This window comes from Psychrobacillus sp. Z16_25 (genome assembly GCF_056856695.1).
This window is the reverse complement of the sequence record NZ_JBXEOV010000035.1, coordinates 1-2,946: the sequence shown is the minus strand read 5'-3', so window position 1 is coordinate 2,946 and position 2,946 is coordinate 1. Positions and strand designations below refer to the sequence as shown.

The following is a 2,946-nucleotide window of genomic DNA, read 5'->3' as shown; positions in this document are numbered from 1 at the left end:
GAAACAAACAAATTGGTTAAGTCCTCGATCGATTAGTATTCGTCAGCTGCACATGTCGCCATGCTTCCACCCCGAACCTATCTACCTCATCGTCTTTGAGGGATCTTACTTACTTGCGTAAAGGGAAATCTCATCTTGAGGGGGGCTTCGTGCTTAGATGCTTTCAGCACTTATCCCGTCCACACATAGCTACCCAGCGATGCCTTTGGCAAGACAACTGGTACACCAGCGGTGTGTCCATCCCGGTCCTCTCGTACTAAGGACAGCTCCTCTCAAATTTCCTACGCCCACGACGGATAGGGACCGAACTGTCTCACGACGTTCTGAACCCAGCTCGCGTACCGCTTTAATGGGCGAACAGCCCAACCCTTGGGACCGACTACAGCCCCAGGATGCGATGAGCCGACATCGAGGTGCCAAACCTCCCCGTCGATGTGGACTCTTGGGGGAGATAAGCCTGTTATCCCCGGGGTAGCTTTTATCCGTTGAGCGATGGCCCTTCCATGCGGAACCACCGGATCACTAAGCCCGTCTTTCGACCCTGCTCGACTTGTAGGTCTCGCAGTCAAGCTCCCTTCTGCCTTTACACTCTTCGAATGATTTCCAACCATTCTGAGGGAACCTTTGGGCGCCTCCGTTACACTTTGGGAGGCGACCGCCCCAGTCAAACTGCCCGCCTGACACTGTCTCCTGCCCGGGTCACGGGCATGGGTTAGAATTTCAATACAACCAGGGTAGTATCCCACCGACGCCTCCTCCGAAGCTGGCGCTCCGGGCTCTAAGGCTCCTACCTATCCTGTACAAGTTGCACCAAAATTCAATATCAAGCTACAGTAAAGCTCCACGGGGTCTTTCCGTCCTGTCGCGGGTAACCTGCATCTTCACAGGTACTATAATTTCACCGAGTCTCTCGTTGAGACAGTGCCCAGATCGTTACGCCTTTCGTGCGGGTCGGAACTTACCCGACAAGGAATTTCGCTACCTTAGGACCGTTATAGTTACGGCCGCCGTTTACTGGGGCTTCAATTCGCACCTTCGCTTGCGCTAAGCACTCCTCTTAACCTTCCAGCACCGGGCAGGCGTCAGCCCCTATACTTCACCTTACGGTTTTGCAGAGACCTGTGTTTTTGCTAAACAGTCGCCTGGGCCTATTCACTGCGGCTCTCTCGCGCTTGCACGCTAACAGAGCACCCCTTCTCCCGAAGTTACGGGGTCATTTTGCCGAGTTCCTTAACGAGAGTTCTCTCGCTCACCTTAGGATTCTCTCCTCGACTACCTGTGTCGGTTTGCGGTACGGGCACCCCCTGCCTCGCTAGAGGCTTTTCTTGGCAGTGTGAAATCAGGAACTTCGGACCAAAGGTCCTTCGCCGTCACAGCTCAATGTTATAGGATGCGGATTTGCCTACATCCACACCTCACTGCTTGGACGTGCATAACCAACAGCACGCTTACCCTATCCTACTGCGTCCCCCCATCACTCAAATGGCAGGGTGGTGGTACAGGAATATCAACCTGTTGTCCATCGTCTACGCCTATCGGCCTCGACTTAGGCCCCGACTAACCCTGAGCGGACGAGCCTTCCTCAGGAAACCTTAGTCATACGGTGGATGGGATTCTCACCCATCTTTCGCTACTCATACCGGCATTCTCACTTCTAAGCGCTCCACCAGTCCTTCCGGTCTGACTTCGACGCACTTAGAACGCTCTCCTACCACTGATACCATCGGTATCAATCCACAGCTTCGGTGATTTGTTTAGCCCCGATACATTTTCGGCGCAGCGTCACTCGACCAGTGAGCTATTACGCACTCTTTAAATGATGGCTGCTTCTAAGCCAACATCCTGGTTGTCTAAGCAACGCCACATCCTTTTCCACTTAACAAATACTTTGGGACCTTAGCTGGTGGTCTGGGCTGTTTCCCTCTTGACTACGGATCTTATCACTCGCAGTCTGACTCCCAAACATAAATCATTGGCATTCGGAGTTTGTCTGAATTCGGTAACCCGGGATGGGCCCCTAGTCCAAACAGTGCTCTACCTCCAAGATTCTCGCGTTTGAGGCTAGCCCTAAAGCTATTTCGGAGAGAACCAGCTATCTCCAGGTTCGATTGGAATTTCTCCGCTACCCACACCTCATCCCCGCACTTTTCAACGTGCGTGGGTTCGGACCTCCAGTAAGTGTTACCTTACCTTCATCCTGGACATGGGTAGATCACCTGGTTTCGGGTCTACGACCACATACTCATTCGCCCTATTCAGACTCGCTTTCGCTGCGGCTCCGTCTTCTCAACTTAACCTTGCATGGGATCGTAACTCGCCGGTTCATTCTACAAAAGGCACGCCATCACCCGTTAACGGGCTCTGACTATTTGTAGGCACACGGTTTCAGGGTCTATTTCACTCCCCTTCCGGGGTGCTTTTCACCTTTCCCTCACGGTACTGGTTCACTATCGGTCACTAGGTAGTATTTAGCCTTGGGAGATGGTCCTCCCAGATTCCGACGGAATTTCACGTGTTCCGCCGTACTCAGGATCCACTCTGGAGGGGTTGGACTTTTGACTACGGGGCTTTTACCCTGTCTTGCGGACCTTTCCAGATCGCCTCGTCTAATCCAACCCTTTGTAACTCCGTATAGAGTGTCCTACAACCCCAAGAGGCAAGCCTCTTGGTTTGGGCTCTTCCCGTTTCGCTCGCCGCTACTCAGGGAATCGATTTTTCTTTCTCTTCCTCCAGGTACTTAGATGTTTCAGTTCCCTGGGTCTGCCACAGATGCGCTATGTATTCACGCAAATGTACTACCCCATTACGGGCAGTGGGTTCCCCCATTCGGAAATCTCCGGATCAAAGCTCACTTACAGCTCCCCGAAGCATATCGGTGTTAGTGCCGTCCTTCATCGGCTCCTAGTGCCAAGGCATCCACCGTGCGCCCTTATTAACTTAACCTAA

1 rRNA gene is annotated in these 2,946 nt (G+C 52.7%); it reads right to left on the bottom strand.

Going from position 1 to position 2,946, the window contains the following annotated elements:
* Positions 1 to 12: 12 nt before the first annotated feature.
* Positions 13 to 2,943, bottom strand: a 23S ribosomal RNA gene (locus AC1VU3_RS17485).
* Between the last annotated feature and the right edge of the window lie 3 nt (positions 2,944 to 2,946).